This is a genomic window from Rhizobium anhuiense bv. trifolii (assembly GCF_024346605.1).
Lineage (GTDB): Bacteria > Pseudomonadota > Alphaproteobacteria > Rhizobiales > Rhizobiaceae > Rhizobium > Rhizobium anhuiense.
Map to the genome: position 1 here is coordinate 2281805 of NZ_CP098803.1, position 14534 is coordinate 2296338.

Genomic DNA, 14534 nt, shown 5'->3' on the forward strand with positions numbered 1-14534 from the left:
TTAGAGTTTGTGGGTGAACGGCCATGTTGATCAAGCAGAGCGACTACCATCGGATTTACCGCATTATCAATAGCCTGCTCATCAACGAAAATGCCGACCCTGCCACAGCCTGTATGTACTTCAGCACCTTCGGGGCTTTCATCCTCGAACAACACTACAAAATCAAAGCCACGCCTAAGGGCGGGCTTGCTGCTTACAATCTCGGGGGCACGCTCATACTGTTCGCAGACTATCGCGAAGACGGCTATGTGACTGGCGCTGGGGAAAATTTCCACTGCTGGGTGGAGGCGGATGGTTGGGTTATCGATTTCATGGCTCCGGCATTTTCCGAGACTGCCCGAGAGCTTTCGGTGCCTCCGAAAATGTTTCAACGTCCGCTCTCATCAATGGCTTCGTCGATCAACAATCTTGGCCAATCCGGTGATTTCTTTTATCAAGCCGAACCCGAGGCGACTGCCCGGCGTTTCGCAGCCTGGCACAAACACGCGATGATCGGTGATATGGCGACGATCGCCGCGAACTGGTTTCGAAAGTCGCCGAAGCAATTGCTGACGTCGATATCGGTTGCCGATCAAAACGGAAAGCTGAAAAAGGTTCCGCTTTCGGGCAACGCGCTCGTTGGCGCGTGGTGATCGCTCCTGACGTCTTGGCCAAGAGAACGCCGCTATATGTGTTATCCGGGTTGTAACGCCCAACACCGTCACCAGAAACTTGTTTTAAACACATTGCCGGCCTATCGATTCTTCCATCGAAATTGCTTGTCGAGCTTTGGTTCGCGCCTCAGGCGGCCCAGCTGATCTTTCCTTTCAAAATCGATTTCTACGCCGTCCAGCAGTCGCCGGAGGGCGATTGTTTATGCGCTTGAGAGGAGACCGTCATGAACACAGGCACGGTTAAATTCTTTGATCCGACGCGGGGCTTCGGCTTCATTCAGCCGGACAACGGCTCGACCGATATCTTCGTCCATATTTCAGCCGTCGAGCAGGCTGGCATGGCGTCCCTTGATAAGGGGCAGAAGGTTGGCTTCGACGTCATCCAGGATAGCCGTTCCGGCAAAAGCTCCGCCGGCAACATCGTCGCTGCCTGACATGCCGCTGGTCTTTGACCGCGGATGCAGGCGACAGCATTTCGGCTGGGTTTTCCGGCCATTGAGGAGAATGTCATGAGCAAGACCAATGCAGAGGCGCTGTTGCGCAGAGCGCAGCGCCAGGTCGCCAACACCAGTGGCGGCGGTCATCTCGGCGGCACCAACTTCGGTCAGGGCAACGATGCCAAGACCGCGTCCGGGAGCGGCAATCGCCAGACGGGCAAGGGCCGGCCGCCAGGCGGCGCCAAACGCTGACATCTGCCAGCCGTGTTAATACAGCCCCGCCAAATTGGCGGGGTTTGTGTTTCATGCGTGAGACGCTGCGGCAGATTGGAACTGATTAGCTCTTCTTAGCGATCCAGGAAATGATCGAAGTAGACCTGAGGGATGGGGTAGGCGTAGACGCCTCTGTCGACAAAGCTGCGCCTGTAGAGGCAATTTCTGAGCACCGCGTTGTAATCTAGGCTTCGTGGATCCGGCGAGCCGCGTCGCCATGACCCTGCCTCCGGCACGCACCGCTGGAGAGCTTTTTCGTATCGAGCCAGAAGAACCGGGTCGGTATCGACCCGAATGCCGCTGTAGGATTGATAGTTTGAAGGAGATTCTGCGGCCGAAATACAGCCCAAGCTAAGTGCAAGACCAACGACTGCCATCAATCTCATCGGATTTATTCTCCCTGATCGATTTATCGAAGTATCGAGCGGAACGTTATTGGTTCCAGTGCCTGCGGGCAAGGGGACGCCTTGTTTCGCGGTCTGCTCCGGCTGTGATCTCTCTGGCGGCTGGATAGCCGCCGCCATATCATGGCGGCAGCCATTCGCTGCGTTCAATCCAGGAGATCGGCCGGGACCTTGCCGCCATTTTCCGAAAGCCGCTTCATTAGGGCCTTGTGCAGCCACATATTCATTTTTGCGGAATCGTTGGTGTCGCCGGTATAGCCGAGTTCAGCGGCGAGTTCCTTGCGCTCAGTCAGGCTTGCATCCATCCCGACGGCTTTCATCAGGTCCACGATCGAGCGACGCCAATCGAGTTTCTGGCCGCTTTTCTTCACCGCTGCGTCAAGGAGGGGCACGATATCGACTGTGACCGTGGCGGGCTTGCTCTGAGCGGGAGCGGCTGCAGGCGTCGGACTGGGCGCCGCCGACGGTGAGGCAGGCGCTTGCGCCGGCTCTATCTGTTGCGGGCTGACAGCGACGGGTTCGGCTGCTTTCGCCTCTCCGAAGATTGCATGTTTGATCTTGTCGAAAATGCCCATTCTAAACCTCCAGTTCCATTAGATGAGAACATGCTGAAACATGGAATTCCCGCCCGATATATCCAGGCGGAACGGGAGTTATTTTTACCGGTCTCAATCGACGATGGAAAAGCCAAATCCGGGGCAGGGGCAGCCGATCGGCAACTGCAAATGGATCTCGCCGTCAATCGCATCGAGAACGGCGCTTTGCTTGCAGGTTCTGCAACTGCCTGAAGATTGCTGGCGCGATTGCGAGGGAAATGACTTCGTCGGCTCTCCAATCGCCGCCAGACATGGCCGTTTTCGGCACAGTCGGTCGGACAATTCGTATTTCGATAAGCATGTAACATCATTGCCGGCCGCCGGACCGACTTGCCGTGCCGTGTGGCGAAACATTCGCCAACCCTTCACGTTGCTTTGCCATGGACGCCCTGCAGGTTGCAGGCATCCAACGATCGAAGGTACGCGCGTTCCTCGATTTTCGACTGCCGGACAGATCGTTCGGCGAATGGAAACGGAGGAAAACCATGAGTGAGAACCATCATAGAATGTCCTTTGCAGTGCTCGCATCCACCTGCGCATTGCTTGCCATGCCGGCAAGCGATGCGCATGCGATCGATGTCGGCGTGTCGGTGAATGCAGGCAATGCCGTCAGCGCTGATGTCGGGACTTCGCTTGGCGGCGGGCGCGGCGTCAGCGCCGATGCTTCCGTCGGCGGCTCGAACGGCGTCAATGCCGATGCGACTGCCAATGCCGGCGGCGGCCAGGGCATCGATGCCGATGTCAACGCCGGCGTCGGCAACGGTCTCGACGCAAGCGCCAATGCCAGGATCGGCGGCGGACGCGGCGTCAATGCCGATCTCAACGCACGTGCCGGCGGTTCAGATGGGGCCGATGCCAACGCCACGGCCTCGATCGGAGGCGGTAGTGGCGTCGATGCCAATCTCGCCGTCGGTAGGGTAGGCGGGGTGGACGGGGCTGGCGCGGCAAGTGGCGGTGACGGATCCGTGCCTGGCGGCGGTCTCAGCCCGTCGCAGGTCCGCACTCTGGAGGCCTTCCGGGCGAGGCCCGTCAACGAGCAGCGCAAGATGCTTGTCCGTTGCGCCGATATCTCCGCCTCAAGCGGCTCTGCTTCCGGCGGTTCCGATTCCGGTCTTGTCGGTCTCTGCAGTCTGTTGCAGGCGACACCCTCTCGCTGAACGTAAAAAGACCCGCCGAACCGGAAGGCGCGGCGGGTCCTTTAAAAAGCTTCGGCTCCCAAGCTTAGTGCAGGATCTGGCTGAGGAACAACTTGGTGCGTTCGTGCTGCGGATTGTCGAAGAACTCGGCCGGCGAATTCTGCTCGACGATCTGACCCTGGTCCATGAAGATGACGCGGTTGGCGACCTGACGGGCAAAGCCCATTTCATGGGTGACGCAGAGCATGGTCATGCCTTCCTCGGCAAGGCCCACCATGGTGTCGAGCACTTCCTTGATCATTTCCGGATCGAGCGCCGAGGTCGGCTCATCGAACAGCATGATCTTCGGATTCATGCAGAGCGAGCGGGCGATCGCCACGCGCTGCTGCTGGCCGCCGGAGAGCTGGCCCGGATATTTGTTGGCCTGTTCCGGGATCTTGACCCGCTTCAGGAAGTGCATGGCGATCTCTTCCGCCTGCTTCTTCGGCATCTTGCGCACCCAGATCGGCGCCAGCGTGCAGTTTTCGAGGATCGTCAGGTGCGGGAAGAGATTGAAGTGCTGGAACACCATGCCGACTTCGCGCCTGACCTCGTCGATCTTCTTCAGATCGTTGGTGAGTTCGGTGCCGTCGACGATGATCTTGCCCTTCTGATGCTCTTCCAGACGGTTGATGCAGCGGATCATCGTCGACTTGCCCGAGCCCGACGGCCCGGCGATGACGATGCGCTCGCCGCGCATGACCTTCAGGTTGATGTCGCGCAGCACGTGGAAATCACCGTACCACTTGTTCATGTTGACGATCTCGACCGCCACTTCCGTTGCGGAAACGGTGAGTTTTTTCGCTGGAGCTTCAGCCATGACTATTTTCCCTCATTCTTATCGTTTTAGCGTTCTTATCGTTTGTGGCCGGTATCGAGATGGCGTTCCATGAAGCCTGAATAGCGCGACATGCCGAAGCAGAACAGCCAGAAGATGAAGCCGGCAAAGATCAGGCCGGTGATCGGCGTGACGGCGCTTGCCCAATTGGCATCGGAGAAGTTCAGCTTGACGATACCGAGCAGGTCGAACATGCCGATAATGGTGACCAGCGACGTGTCCTTGAACGTTCCGATGAAGGTGTTCACGATGCTCGGGATGACGAGCTTGATGGCCTGCGGCATGATGATCAGCCGTGTCTTCTGCCAATAACCGAGGCCAAGCGAATCGGCGCCCTCGAACTGTCCCTTCGGGATCGCCTGAAGGCCGCCGCGGATCACTTCAGCCATATAGGCCGAGGTGAAGATCGAAACACCGATCAGCGCCCGGAGTAATTTGTCTACGTTCCAGCCGGTGGGAAGGAAGAGCGGCAGCATGACACTGGCCATGAACAGGACGGTGATCAGCGGAACGCCTCGAATGACCTCGATGAAGGTAACGCAAAGCATCCGGATGACGGGCATCTTCGAGCGGCGCCCCAGCGCAAGCAGAATACCGCAGGGCAGGGAAACGGCAATGCCGACGAAGGACAGGACAAGGGTCACCATCAACCCGCCCCAGAGCGGAGTATCCACCACTTCGAGGCCGAAACCCCCGTGAAGAAGCCAGAAGGCGATGACGGGCAGGACGGCGAACAGAAGAATGGCGTTCAGTCCCTTGCGCGGCGCCGACGGGATCAGCATCGGAACCAGCAGCACAATGAACAGGATCCCGACGATCGCCGGCCTCCAACGCTCGTCGAGCGGATAGCGGCCGAAGATAAACTGATCGTATTTGGCGCTGACGAAGGCCCAGCATGCTCCACTCCAGCCATCAGGCTGGATGCCGCCCTGGATCGTCGTCGCGCAGAATGTGCGGTCCGGGCCGGACCATACGGCCTGGATGAACAGCCAGTTGACCAGTTGCGGCACGGCCCATGCGATCAGCGCAACAGCCAGGATCGTCAGGATTATGTCTTTCGGGGTTGCAAGAAGATTGCGGCGTATCCAGGCGACGGCTCCGCGCTCCCCGGGGGGCGGCGGTTCGGCCGCAAGGATGGACGTTCTGACGAAGGGTTTATCGGCGACCGACATCTTATCTCTCCACCAGTGCCATCTTGGCGTTGAACCAATTCATGAACAGCGACGTGAGAATGCTCAAGCCGAGATAGACGATACCCCAGATGCAAACGATCTCGATCGCTTGACCGCTCTGATTGAGGATTGTGCCGCCGACGGCAACGAGATCCGAAAAACCGATCGCGATGGCGAGGGAGGAGTTCTTGGTCAGATTCAGGTACTGGCTCGTCAGCGGCGGGATGATGATGCGCAGCGCCTGCGGCACCACGACAAGTCTCGTCACGCTCGACGGGTGCAGCCCCAGCGCGCCGGCTGCCTCGGATTGTCCCTTCGCAACGCCGCGAATGCCGCCGCGAACGATCTCGGCGATAAAGGATGCGGTATAGAAGGACAGAGCGAGAAACAGCGACATGAATTCCGGGCCGACGACCGAGCCGCCCGTCAGATTGAATTTACCGGCGATCGGAACATCGAAGGTGAGCGGAAAGCCGGAAGCAATGAAAACCAGCAATGGCAAACCGACGATCAGCGCGATCGACGCCCATACCGTATGGAACGGCTGGCCAGTTGCGGCCTGGCGTTTATGGGCCCAGCGCGCCATGATGATGGTGGCGACAATCGCAATCACCAGGGCGATGCCGACCGCGATCATGCCTGTCTCGAAGATCGGCTTCGGGAAGGCTAGTCCTCTGTTGTTGAGGAACATATTGAACGGCAGCCCCACCGATTCGCGCGGCTGTGGCAGGACGGAGAGAACGCCGAGATACCAGAAGAAGATGACGAGCAGCGGCGGAATGTTGCGGAAGATTTCGACATAGACCGTGCAGAGCTTGGAAATCAGCCAGTTCCGCGACAGCCGGCCGATCCCGATAATGAAACCGATGATGGTCGCCGTGATGATGCCCGTCACCGCCACCAGCAAAGTATTCAGAATGCCGACGAGAAGTGCGCGTGCATAAGTCGAGTCGCTTGAATAGCCGATCAGCGACTGGCCGATTTCGAAACCGGCGCGACCGCTGAGAAAGCCGAAACCAGATGCCGTATTGCTGCGGGCAAGGTTTACGGCCGTGTTATGGGCAACCCACCACACAAACGCCACGAGGGCAACAATTGTCAAAACCTGGAAAAATATGCTCCGGTATTTCGGGTCGTACATTGCCGACCGGAAACTCCAGCCGGTGTTATGCAAAGGTGTCCTATCCACAGCCTCATGCGTCATGCCGCGCCAATCCCCTTGTGCCCGTTTTCGGGCTTTCTTTTTAACTTTTTGGAAGTGGGAAGGCGGCTGGCCGCCTTCCCGGCATTTCATGCTGGTGCTCGATTAACGAACCGGCGGTGCGTACTGGATGCCGCCCTTGTTCCACAGAGCATTCAAGCCGCGTGCGATCTTGAGCGGGCTACCCTGGCCGATATTGCGCTCGAAGATTTCGCCATAGTTGCCGACGCCCTTGATGATATTGGCGGCCCAATCATTGGTCAGGCCGAGATCGGTGCCAATCTTGGTGTCGGCCTCGCTGCCGAGGAAGCGCTTGATGTCCGGGTTCGGCGAGTTCTTCATCTCGTCGACATTTGCCTGGGTGATGCCGAACTCTTCGGCATTGATCAGCGCATAAGCCGTCCAGGAAACGATGTCGAACCACTGATCGTCACCCTGACGGACGGCCGGGCCAAGCGGCTCCTTGGAGATGATCTCAGGAAGGATGACGTGTTCGTCGGGATTCTTGAGCGTCAGACGCAACGAATAGAGACCGGATTGGTCGGTCGTGTAAACGTCGCAACGACCGGCGTCATAGGCCGCGTTGACCTCAGGAAGATTCTCGAAGACGACCGGATTGTACTGCAGATTGTTCGTCTTGAAGTAATCGGCGAGGTTCAGTTCCGTGGTCGTGCCCGACTGTACGCAGACCGCGGCGCCGGAAAGTTCGAGAGCCGACTTCACGTTCAGGCTTTTGCGAACCATGAAGCCCTGACCATCATAATAGGTGACAGGACGGAAGTTGAAGCCGAGTGCGGTGTCGCGGTTGATCGTCCACGTGGTGTTGCGCGAGAGAACATCGATTTCGCCGGACTGAAGGGCAGTAAAGCGCTCCTTCGCGTTTGTCGGCGTGTACTTGACCTTGGTGGGGTCGCCGAAGACAGCCGAGGCGACCGCCTTGCAGAAGTCGACGTCGAAGCCGGCCCAATTGCCGGAAGCGTCAGGTGCGGCAAAGCCGGTAAGGCCGGTATTGACGCCGCACTGAACGAAACCCTTTGCCTTTACATCTTCGAGTGTCGTGGCCGAAGCAGCCGAAGCGCCAAGAGCGAAAACTGCTGCGCCGATTGAGGCCGACAGAAGCTTGTTCTTCATTTTTTTTCCCAACCTTTTCCGTTGTCTTGTATTTTCTTGTGGGAAGTTCCGGCGAAATCTGCCGCCTCCCCATTTGCTCGACACCCTCCCGGCGCGAGTTGTTCTATCACAGTCGCAAATGTCACCATGGTCAAGTGTCGCGGTCAATAATTGCGGCAAATTTCAGCATTTTGGCAGATTGCGCCGCGTTGATGGGCACTTGGTTATGAAATAGGCGGCTAGTTGCGGAAAATTAACGCGAAATCGTGAGTTCCGCCGCTTTGGTCCGTCGCTGGCGATCCATCTCCAAGGGGTTGACCGGATATTACGGGGCGTCCAAAAGTCTGGTTTCGCGACCCTTCGCCAAAGGCTATTTCCGACATGAAAGACAAAGACAGCTTGCTGCAGAATGCCGGCATCAACACCCGCCTGACCCATATCGGCAACGACCCCTTCGACTATCACGGCTTCGTCAATCCCCCGGTCGTGCACGCCTCGACGGTGTTGTTTCCGAATGCGCAGGTGATGAAGACACACGCGCAGAAATACACTTACGGGACGCGCGGCACGCCGACGACCGATGCGCTCTGCGAGGCGATTGACGCGCTCGAAGGGTCAGCCGGCACGATCCTCGTGCCCTCGGGTCTCGCGGCCGTCACCATTCCGTTCCTGGGCTTTTCCGCCGCCGGCGATCATGCGCTTGTCGTCGATTCGGTCTACGGTCCGACCCGGCATTTCTGCGATACGATGCTGAAGCGTCTCGGCGTCGAGGTGGAATATTACGATCCGACGATCGGCGCCGGCATCGAGGCGTTGTTTCGGCCGAATACCAAGATCGTCCACACCGAGGCTCCCGGCTCCAACACTTTCGAAATGCAGGACATTCCGGCGATATCGGCCGTTGCGCACCGCCTTGGCGCCATCGTCATGATGGACAATACCTGGGCGACGCCGCTCTATTTCAGGCCGCTCGATCACGGCGTCGACATCTCCATCCATGCGGCGACGAAATATCCGTCCGGCCATTCCGATATTCTGCTCGGAACGGTTTCGGCCAATGCCGAGCACTGGGAGCGGCTGAAGGAATCGAACGGCGTGCTCGGCATCTGCGGCGCACCCGATGATGCCTACCAGATCCTGCGCGGATTGCGCACCATGGGCCTGCGCCTCGAGCGGCATTATGAAAGCGCGCTTGATATCGCCGAATGGCTGGAGGGCAGGGAGGACGTCGCCCGCGTGTTGCATCCGGCCCTGCCGAGTTTCCCCTCTCACCATCTTTGGAAGCGCGATTTCAAGGGCGCCAGCGGCATCTTTTCCTTCGTGCTTGCGGCCGACAGCCCCGAGAAATTCACGGCAAAGGCGCATGCCTTCCTTGATGCGCTGAGGATTTTTGGGCTCGGCTATTCCTGGGGCGGCTTTGAAAGCCTCGCCTTGCACGCCCATCTCAACGATCGCAAGGTCGCCAAGGCCCCGCCGGATGGCCCTGTCATCCGCCTGCAGATTGGCATCGAGGATGTGGCCGACCTCAAGGCCGATATCGAGCGGGGTTTTGCTGCTGCAAGTGCCGTCTGAGCGGCATCGCCGGGCGATGCTGCCGCTTGCAGCGCTCTATGGCAACTGCACGGACCGATAGCCGTAGATCCAGTCGAGATCCGCCGCCAGGCTTTGCGGCGGCTTGAGGCCGAGCACGAGATCGCGGCCGATCCGGATCGGCCCTTTCGCATGATAGGCAAACCGGTTGAAGGCGCCACGCTGGCGAAGTTTCGCGATACGCGGCGCCCGATGTCTTTCGAACAGCGCCAGTGCTTCCGACACGGGATGGTTCGAGAGAAAGGCGGCGAGTTCATAGGCGTCTTCGATCGCCATCGCCGCTCCCTGGGCGGCAAAAGGCATCATCGCATGCGCGGCGTCGCCGATCAGAATCGTCTTTCGGCCGTCCTGCCAAGCGCCTGATGTGGTTTCGAACAGCGGCCAGAACGTCAGCTTCGGGTGTTTTTCGAGCAGCGAGACGATTGCGGCGTTCCAGCCGGCAAGCCGCGTCCGCAGTTGCGTGCGCTGTTCGGCCGTCGGCTCGCTTTGCCAGGCCTGCGGTGCGATGTTGCCGGCGGTGATCGCCACCATGTTGAAGCTGCCGGTCTCCTTCAGCGGATAGCAGACGAGATGCGCCGAACCGCCGAGGAAAGCCGAAACGCTTGCCCGGTCGAGGAAAGCGGGCGCTTCATCCTCGGTTATCGTGAAGCGGTAGGCGATATTGCCGGAAAAGCGCGGCGAGGGGCTGCCCGGAACGGATTGCCGCAGCTTCGACCAGACACCATCCGCACCGATCACGACATCGGCGGTCTGCTCGAAAGGCGGCAGCGTCGATTCCATCCGCACACCCAGATGAAGCCGGCAGAGCGGGTCGGCCGCGACTGCAGCCAGAAGGGCTTTCTGCAATGTGGTGCGGTGCAGGACGCCATAGGGCGCGCCCCAGCGTTGCCGCGCGAATTTGCCCGCCGGCACCGCCGCGAGTTGGCGCAGTGAACTGCCCGATATCAGCCGGATCGCGTCCGGCTCGAGCCAGAGCTTCGACAGGCCTTCAAGAATACCGAGTTCGGCAAGGATGCGCGAGGCGTTCGGCGAGATCTGCAATCCGGCGCCGATGTCGGCGAGTTCGCCCGCCTGCTCGAAAATCTCCGAGCTGATACCCCGGCGCGAAAGCGCAAGGGCGGCTGTCAGCCCTGAGATCCCCGCGCCGATGATGGCGGCATGTTCGACCGGCATGGTTCGCCCGATCCAGATCTGGACCGACTACGCCGCCTTCACGTGGAAAACGCAGCCGGCCGGATTGGTCTGGCTGGGCTTGAGCGCCGAATTGAAGCGGTAGAGCGTCGAGCAGTAGGAACAGACTTTTTCGTTGTCGTCGCCCATGTCGATGAAGATGTGCGGATGATCGAAGGGAGCCGAAGCGCCGGTGCACATGAATTCCTTGACGCCGACTTCGATAACGCGGTGACCGCCGTCGTTCTGGAAGTGGGGAATGTTGTGGCCGGCCATGTCGCTCTCCGAATGCTTTGAAATGTGCGCGAACCTTATAAGTCTTCGCCGCAAATGTGTAGAGCCAAAGCGCCGCGCCAGTCACAGTTTTCGGGCACAGTTTTCAGCCACAGTTTTTGGCTTCACGATAAAAGGCGGCTCGATTATGGTCGCGCCAAAAGGAAGACCCGATGAACCTGAATACGCCCGCATTTTCAAGCTTCACCCATGACGGATTGCAGCTCGCCTTCTTCGATGAGGGCGATCCGGCCGGTGTCCCCGTCTTGTTGATCCACGGCTTTGCCTCGACGGCAAACGTCAACTGGGTGCATCCGGGCTGGCTGAAGACGCTGGGTGATGCCGGTTACCGGGTGATCGCCATCGACAATCGCGGCCATGGTGCAAGCGACAAGCCGCACGATGCCGAAGCCTATCGTCCCTGGGTCATGGCCGGCGATGCGATCGCGTTGCTCGATCATCTCGGCATCCCCGAAGCCAATGTCATGGGCTATTCGATGGGGGCGCGCATTTCCGTCTTTGCCGCACTTGCCAATCCGCATCGCGTCCGTTCGCTGGTGCTCGGTGGCCTCGGCATCGGCATGACCGACGGTGTCGGCGACTGGGACCCGATCGCCGATGCGCTGCTGGCGCCCTCGCTGGAGGCGGTGACGCATAGCCGCGGTCGCATGTTCCGCGCCTTCGCCGAGCAGACGAAGAGTGACCGCACTGCCCTTGCCGTCTGCATCCGCGGCTCACGCGATCTCGTCGCCCGTTCTGACATGGCCAAGCTCGACATGCCAACGCTGATCGGCGTCGGCACCAAGGACGATATCGCCGGCTCACCGCAGGAATTGGCGGCGCTGATGCCCAATGCCGAAGCACTCGATATTCCGGGCCGCGATCATATGCTCGCCGTCGGCGACAGGGTTTTCAAGCAGGCGGTGCTGGCCTTCTATGCAAGGGTCGCTCATCGCTGACATCATCGTGATGGCGAAAAACCATGCTAAAAAACCATGGCGACGGCACCCATTTATGTTATTGGCGTTTTCCTCTATATATTGGCATTCCGAAAACGGCATTCCGGCTGGCAACGAGGAGAGCGGCGATGGTCGCAAAGACTGACATCCGTGCTTTTGACACAGGCCATCCCGTGAAGGTGATGGATCCCATCTGGGACAGCCTGCGCGAGGAAGCCCGGCTCGCCGCCGAACGGGACCCCGTTCTCGCCGCCTTCCTCTATTCGACGGTGATCAACTACCATTCGCTCGAGGAATGCGTCATCCACCGCATCTGCGAACGTCTCGATCACCCCGACATGCAGGCGAACCTGCTTCGCCAGACCTTTGAGGAGATGCTCCTCGACTGGCCGGAATGGAGCTCCATTCTGCGCGTCGATATCCAGGCCATCTACGACCGCGATCCCGCCTGCCTGCGCTTCATGGAGGCGGTGCTCTATTTCAAGGGCTTCCACGCGCTGCAGACGCATCGACTGGCCCATTGGCTGCTGAACCGCAGCCGGCGTGATTTCGCGCTCTATCTGCAGAGCCGCTCCTCCAGCGTCTTCCAGACCGACATCAATCCCGCCGCCCGTATCGGCAAGGGCATTTTCCTCGATCACGCCACCGGCCTCGTCGTCGGCGAGACGGCCGTTATCGGCGACAACGTCTCGATCCTGCACGGCGTGACACTCGGCGGCACCGGCAAAGAGGGCGCTGACCGCCATCCGAAGATCGGCAGCGGCGTCATGATCGGCGCCGGCGCGAAGATCCTCGGCAATATCGAGATCGGCTACTGCTCACGCGTCGCCGCCGGTTCCGTCGTATTGAAGGCGGTGCCGCCCAAGAAGACGGTCGCGGGCGTGCCGGCCAAGGTTGTCGGCGAAGCCGGTTGTTCGGAGCCGTCGCGCAACATGGATCAGGTAATCGGCGCTGATATCTGAGCGCCTGTTGGATAAAGGATAGGAACAGTCGGCGGAGCCTGAGCGGGGACAGAATCGCCAAGCGGCAACCCTTGCCTTTACACCGCTGCTTTTCCTGTGCAAGAAGCGGCCAATCAAGACTGCTTACGGAGATGACAGAGTGAAGCCAGAAGAAATCAAGAAGCTCGACGCCTATTTCAAACGCATGTTCAACCCGCAGATCATCGTCAAGGCGCGTCCGCGCAAGAATGATTCTGCGGAAGTCTATCTCGGCGAAGAATTTCTGGGCGTCGTCTATATCGATGACGAGGACGGCGACCGCTCCTACAACTTTTCGATGGCGATCCTCGACGTCGATCTCTGATCGTTCTCGAAAACTTCAAGGGACCGGGCGGCGCGATCCGCCCGGTCTTTTTTTGTTTTTTTGTTGCCGAGTCAAAATTTTTTTAAAGCCTCCGGTTGTGTCTTTGTGATATATATTAGCAAAATCAACTAAAGACGTACGTGCCCCGGCGCGCATGCTTTGTTATCTTTTTGTAATGCAACCTTCGGATGTTTTGCAGCGCACAAGACTACTTGACTATTTGTGCATTGCAGCTACCCTGCCGCCAGCCACAGCCCAACGGAGGATGCCTCATGTTCAACTTTGACGATGCCAACAAAAAGAGCAAGGAAGCCGTCGACACGGCGCTGAAAACCTATTCCGAGACGGCCAAGGGCTTTCAGGCGATCGCCGCCGAAGCCGCTGAATATTCGAAGAAATCCTTCCAGGATGCGGTGACGCACTTCGAAACGCTGGCCGGCGCCAAGAGCTTCGAGGTAGCTTTCGAGCTGCAGACGAGCTATGTCAAGTCGTACTATGAGAACCTTGTCTCCGAGACGACGAAGCTCGGCGAGATGTATGCCGATCTCGCCAAGTCCGCTTACAAGCCCTACGAGGCTCCGATCGCCGCTGCCGTCGCCAAGGCCACCAAGTCGGCGCCGGCGGCGACATCAGCCGCCGCGTGAATTGATTATCCCGGCGCAACCTGCGCTACATATTGAAATATGAGGACCGGCTACGCATCTGTGGCCGGTCTTTTTGTTTCCACTTTCGCTGCAGCGCTTCCATGGAATGGGCTAAGGCGCGGCGCAATCTTTTAGATTCGCTCTTCGCGCTTCAGGTCTTTGTTTTTAGGCATGTCGTTGCCGCAAAACCGCTGCACGGTTTGCGCGACATGCTTTGGGGACTTTTTTGGTCTTTCCCGTGCATGCCGGCCATTTCTTGATTGCAGTGACTGACAGGGGGCTTAAAATCAGCCTATTATGAACTAAGTTAGTGTTTCAGATATTCGGCGGGAAAAGCACCCTCCCATGCTCCGCCGGATTGCTTGAGGAATGAATGACAATGATCGCAACGCCGATCCGGATGCAGAACGACAGCGAAAGGAACGGGGACAACGCAAATCGAACCTCGGTCATCACACGCACTAAGCCGAAGACCAAGAAGCCCAATCTTTATCGTGTGCTGCTTTTGAATGACGACTACACTCCCATGGAATTCGTCATCCATATTCTGGAGCGTTTTTTTCAGAAGGATCGTGAAAGTGCCACCCGCATCATGCTCCATGTCCATAACCACGGCGTCGGCGAATGCGGAATATTCACATACGAGGTAGCGGAAACGAAGGTCAGCCAGGTGATGGACTTCGCCCGGCAGCACCAGCATCCGCTGCAATGCGTCATGGAAAAGAAGTGAGGAT

General features: G+C 58.7%; 19 protein-coding genes. 11 read left to right on the forward strand and 8 right to left on the reverse strand.

The genetic code is table 11. The features are described 5' to 3' along the window. Positions 1 to 23: 23 nt before the first annotated feature. The 3 genes from NE851_RS19970 to NE851_RS19980 all read left to right on the forward strand — a co-directional run bounded on the left by NE851_RS19970 (position 24) and on the right by NE851_RS19980 (position 1342). Positions 24 to 632, forward strand: a complete 609-nt coding sequence (locus tag NE851_RS19970; protein WP_047614883.1) for a DUF2026 family protein — start codon at positions 24 to 26, stop codon at positions 630 to 632. A 245-nt stretch (positions 633 to 877) separates the two neighbouring features. After that, entirely contained in the window at positions 878 to 1087 is a 210-nt protein-coding gene (locus tag NE851_RS19975) for a cold-shock protein (RefSeq protein WP_047614884.1), read from the forward strand. 75 nt (positions 1088 to 1162) lie between these two features. Continuing rightward, the gene (locus NE851_RS19980; RefSeq protein WP_063475497.1) at positions 1163 to 1342 is read left to right on the forward strand and encodes a hypothetical protein; all 180 of its coding nucleotides are present in this window, start codon (positions 1163 to 1165) and stop codon (positions 1340 to 1342) included. A 95-nt stretch (positions 1343 to 1437) separates the two neighbouring features. Here the strand turns inward: NE851_RS19980 and NE851_RS19985 are convergent, their stop codons facing one another. Continuing rightward, positions 1438 to 1749 carry a hypothetical protein gene (locus NE851_RS19985; protein ID WP_082849734.1) on the reverse strand — a complete coding sequence of 104 codons (312 nt, stop codon included), beginning with the start codon at positions 1747 to 1749 and terminating at the stop codon, positions 1438 to 1440. A gap of 164 nt (positions 1750 to 1913) precedes the next feature. Continuing rightward, positions 1914 to 2342, reverse strand: coding sequence for a DUF3597 domain-containing protein (locus NE851_RS19990; RefSeq protein ID WP_097544379.1), 429 nt, complete (start codon positions 2340 to 2342; stop codon positions 1914 to 1916). Here NE851_RS19990 and NE851_RS19995 point away from each other — a divergent pair. Both NE851_RS19995 and NE851_RS20000 read left to right on the forward strand, forming a co-directional pair. Then, positions 2316 to 2555, forward strand: coding sequence for a hypothetical protein (locus NE851_RS19995; RefSeq protein ID WP_132574641.1), 240 nt, complete (start codon positions 2316 to 2318; stop codon positions 2553 to 2555). The two genes, NE851_RS19990 and NE851_RS19995, sit on opposite strands and share 27 nt — an antisense overlap. A 293-nt stretch (positions 2556 to 2848) precedes the next feature. Then, entirely contained in the window at positions 2849 to 3520 is a 672-nt protein-coding gene (locus NE851_RS20000) for a hypothetical protein (RefSeq protein ID WP_254962345.1), read from the forward strand. 64 nt (positions 3521 to 3584) lie between these two features. Here the strand turns inward: NE851_RS20000 and NE851_RS20005 are convergent, their stop codons facing one another. The 4 genes from NE851_RS20005 to NE851_RS20020 all read right to left on the reverse strand — a co-directional run bounded on the left by NE851_RS20005 (position 3585) and on the right by NE851_RS20020 (position 7880). Then, a complete protein-coding gene (locus NE851_RS20005) occupies positions 3585 to 4358 on the reverse strand; it encodes an amino acid ABC transporter ATP-binding protein (protein ID WP_063475500.1) in 774 nt (257 codons plus the stop codon). Between the two features lie 35 nt (positions 4359 to 4393). Further along, entirely contained in the window at positions 4394 to 5548 is a 1155-nt protein-coding gene (locus NE851_RS20010; protein WP_047614889.1) for an amino acid ABC transporter permease, read from the reverse strand. Position 5549: 1 nt separating this feature from the next. Next, positions 5550 to 6752: an amino acid ABC transporter permease gene (locus NE851_RS20015; RefSeq protein ID WP_047614891.1), complete on the reverse strand. Its 1203-nt coding sequence runs from the start codon at positions 6750 to 6752 to the stop codon at positions 5550 to 5552. Between the two features lie 102 nt (positions 6753 to 6854). Beyond that, positions 6855 to 7880, reverse strand: a complete 1026-nt coding sequence (locus NE851_RS20020) for an amino acid ABC transporter substrate-binding protein (protein ID WP_047614893.1) — start codon at positions 7878 to 7880, stop codon at positions 6855 to 6857. Between the two features lie 360 nt (positions 7881 to 8240). Here NE851_RS20020 and NE851_RS20025 point away from each other — a divergent pair, with 360 nt between their 5' ends. After that, positions 8241 to 9431 (forward strand): cystathionine beta-lyase, encoded by a 1191-nt coding sequence (locus tag NE851_RS20025; RefSeq protein WP_063475501.1) that lies wholly within the window; start codon positions 8241 to 8243, stop codon positions 9429 to 9431. Positions 9432 to 9467: 36 nt separating this feature from the next. Here NE851_RS20025 and NE851_RS20030 read toward each other — a convergent pair whose 3' ends face one another. Together NE851_RS20030 and NE851_RS20035 are read right to left on the reverse strand one after the other, a co-directional pair. Beyond that, positions 9468 to 10622, reverse strand: a complete 1155-nt coding sequence (locus NE851_RS20030) for an FAD-dependent monooxygenase (RefSeq protein ID WP_097623111.1) — start codon at positions 10620 to 10622, stop codon at positions 9468 to 9470. A gap of 27 nt (positions 10623 to 10649) precedes the next feature. After that, positions 10650 to 10895: a zinc-finger domain-containing protein gene (locus NE851_RS20035; protein WP_003539274.1), complete on the reverse strand. Its 246-nt coding sequence runs from the start codon at positions 10893 to 10895 to the stop codon at positions 10650 to 10652. A gap of 170 nt (positions 10896 to 11065) precedes the next feature. On the opposite strand from NE851_RS20035, the gene NE851_RS20040 reads away from it, so the two are divergent. From NE851_RS20040 to clpS, 5 genes are all read left to right on the forward strand, one after another. Continuing rightward, complete coding sequence (locus NE851_RS20040; protein WP_097623112.1) at positions 11066 to 11851, forward strand: alpha/beta fold hydrolase; 786 nt, start codon at positions 11066 to 11068, stop codon at positions 11849 to 11851. Between the two features lie 128 nt (positions 11852 to 11979). Further along, on the forward strand, positions 11980 to 12813 hold the full coding sequence (gene cysE, locus NE851_RS20045; protein ID WP_097623113.1) for a serine O-acetyltransferase: 834 nt from the start codon (positions 11980 to 11982) through the stop codon (positions 12811 to 12813). 139 nt (positions 12814 to 12952) lie between these two features. Continuing rightward, positions 12953 to 13156 (forward strand): DUF3126 family protein, encoded by a 204-nt coding sequence (locus tag NE851_RS20050; RefSeq protein ID WP_010021897.1) that lies wholly within the window; start codon positions 12953 to 12955, stop codon positions 13154 to 13156. Positions 13157 to 13428: 272 nt separating this feature from the next. Continuing rightward, positions 13429 to 13800, forward strand: coding sequence for a phasin family protein (locus NE851_RS20055; protein ID WP_097623114.1), 372 nt, complete (start codon positions 13429 to 13431; stop codon positions 13798 to 13800). A gap of 379 nt (positions 13801 to 14179) precedes the next feature. Further along, positions 14180 to 14530, forward strand: coding sequence for an ATP-dependent Clp protease adapter ClpS (gene clpS, locus NE851_RS20060; RefSeq protein ID WP_063475503.1), 351 nt, complete (start codon positions 14180 to 14182; stop codon positions 14528 to 14530). Positions 14531 to 14534: the final 4 nt, after the last annotated feature.

What these genes read in the sequence shown, in the direction of transcription:
- NE851_RS19990 (WP_097544379.1), bottom strand. Translation starts at nt 2,342, where the DNA reads ATGGGCATTTTCGACAAGATCAAACATGCAATCTTCGGAGAGGCGAAA.
- NE851_RS20015 (WP_047614891.1), bottom strand. Translation starts at nt 6,752, where the DNA reads ATGACGCATGAGGCTGTGGATAGGACACCTTTGCATAACACCGGCTGG.
- NE851_RS20035 (WP_003539274.1), bottom strand. Translation starts at nt 10,895, where the DNA reads ATGGCCGGCCACAACATTCCCCACTTCCAGAACGACGGCGGTCACCGC.
- NE851_RS20040 (WP_097623112.1), top strand. Translation starts at nt 11,066, where the DNA reads ATGAACCTGAATACGCCCGCATTTTCAAGCTTCACCCATGACGGATTG.
- NE851_RS19995 (WP_132574641.1), top strand. Translation starts at nt 2,316, where the DNA reads ATGTTTGATCTTGTCGAAAATGCCCATTCTAAACCTCCAGTTCCATTA.
- NE851_RS19975 (WP_047614884.1), top strand. Translation starts at nt 878, where the DNA reads ATGAACACAGGCACGGTTAAATTCTTTGATCCGACGCGGGGCTTCGGC.
- NE851_RS19980 (WP_063475497.1), top strand. Translation starts at nt 1,163, where the DNA reads ATGAGCAAGACCAATGCAGAGGCGCTGTTGCGCAGAGCGCAGCGCCAG.
- cysE (WP_097623113.1), top strand. Translation starts at nt 11,980, where the DNA reads ATGGTCGCAAAGACTGACATCCGTGCTTTTGACACAGGCCATCCCGTG.
- NE851_RS19985 (WP_082849734.1), bottom strand. Translation starts at nt 1,749, where the DNA reads ATGAGATTGATGGCAGTCGTTGGTCTTGCACTTAGCTTGGGCTGTATT.
- NE851_RS20030 (WP_097623111.1), bottom strand. Translation starts at nt 10,622, where the DNA reads ATGCCGGTCGAACATGCCGCCATCATCGGCGCGGGGATCTCAGGGCTG.
- NE851_RS20000 (WP_254962345.1), top strand. Translation starts at nt 2,849, where the DNA reads ATGAGTGAGAACCATCATAGAATGTCCTTTGCAGTGCTCGCATCCACC.
- NE851_RS20005 (WP_063475500.1), bottom strand. Translation starts at nt 4,358, where the DNA reads ATGGCTGAAGCTCCAGCGAAAAAACTCACCGTTTCCGCAACGGAAGTG.
- NE851_RS20025 (WP_063475501.1), top strand. Translation starts at nt 8,241, where the DNA reads ATGAAAGACAAAGACAGCTTGCTGCAGAATGCCGGCATCAACACCCGC.
- clpS (WP_063475503.1), top strand. Translation starts at nt 14,180, where the DNA reads ATGATCGCAACGCCGATCCGGATGCAGAACGACAGCGAAAGGAACGGG.
- NE851_RS20010 (WP_047614889.1), bottom strand. Translation starts at nt 5,548, where the DNA reads ATGTCGGTCGCCGATAAACCCTTCGTCAGAACGTCCATCCTTGCGGCC.
- NE851_RS20020 (WP_047614893.1), bottom strand. Translation starts at nt 7,880, where the DNA reads ATGAAGAACAAGCTTCTGTCGGCCTCAATCGGCGCAGCAGTTTTCGCT.
- NE851_RS20055 (WP_097623114.1), top strand. Translation starts at nt 13,429, where the DNA reads ATGTTCAACTTTGACGATGCCAACAAAAAGAGCAAGGAAGCCGTCGAC.
- NE851_RS19970 (WP_047614883.1), top strand. Translation starts at nt 24, where the DNA reads ATGTTGATCAAGCAGAGCGACTACCATCGGATTTACCGCATTATCAAT.